General features: G+C 55.9%; 1 protein-coding gene. It reads right to left on the bottom strand.

What is annotated here, in order from left to right; genetic code table 11:
- Positions 1 to 818: ABC transporter permease (locus tag EN750_RS36835; RefSeq protein WP_348629649.1), on the bottom strand; the 818-nt coding region annotated here is incomplete at its 3' end.
- Positions 819 to 836: the final 18 nt, after the last annotated feature.

Genomic DNA, 836 nt, shown 5'->3' with positions numbered 1-836 from the left:
GTCAAGGTAACCGTCCGACGAACGTTGATGCCGCTATTATATGCAGAACGCCGGGCACCGCCGATCGCATTGATGTGCCAACCCGGGCGAAGTCTTGTTAGAAAGACGTGGCCATAGATAGCGACTGCGGCATATACCCAGGCGACCAGGGGAAAACCGAGGAACGCGGCCTCGGAAAGGAGTTCCCATGCTTGTGAATCCGGAAGGCTTCCCGCTATCTCCAACGCATGATCGAGGATCAGCATGTCGTAGGTGGCTCGGTATATGATCAGGGTGATCAGCGTGGTCAAAAACGCCCGAAGCCGGAAATATCCGATTAGGATGCCGTTCACGAGGCCAAGAAGACAGCCGCAGGCTATCGTGGCCAGGATCACGACGGGAAACGGAGCCGCGACGACGCCGATCAGATAAAGCGCTACGAAATTGCAGAGTGCGAAGATCGATCCGACAGACAGGTCGATGCCCCCAACGATCATGACGAGCGTGAGACCGAGAACCACGAAGCCGATCTCGGCAGCTTGCTGCAATGTGTCGGATATGCCGCCAAGGGTCAGGAAATCAGGCGTCAGGAACGACATGGCGACGGACACGACGATGAGCAGCAATACGGGGATTGCCGTTTCCATCCATCGCTTTGCCAGGATTTCACCCAGTATATGATCTGGCCAGTACCGATATCGGAACTTGACGATCTTTTGGGTCAGTGTCGCTTCGCGCCAGCGCGAGCCGTCAACATAGGCAGGCTCGGCTTTCGCAACGGTTTCGCTTGGTGGAGCGTATGTTTTCACAGAATTGTCCCCGGCGAGAAAAAAAATCAAGGACCGATCTTACGGCCG

This window comes from Mesorhizobium sp. M7A.F.Ca.ET.027.03.2.1 (assembly GCF_003999175.1).
GTDB lineage: Bacteria > Pseudomonadota > Alphaproteobacteria > Rhizobiales > Rhizobiaceae > Mesorhizobium.
This window is presented reverse-complemented; position numbering and strand designations above follow the sequence as displayed.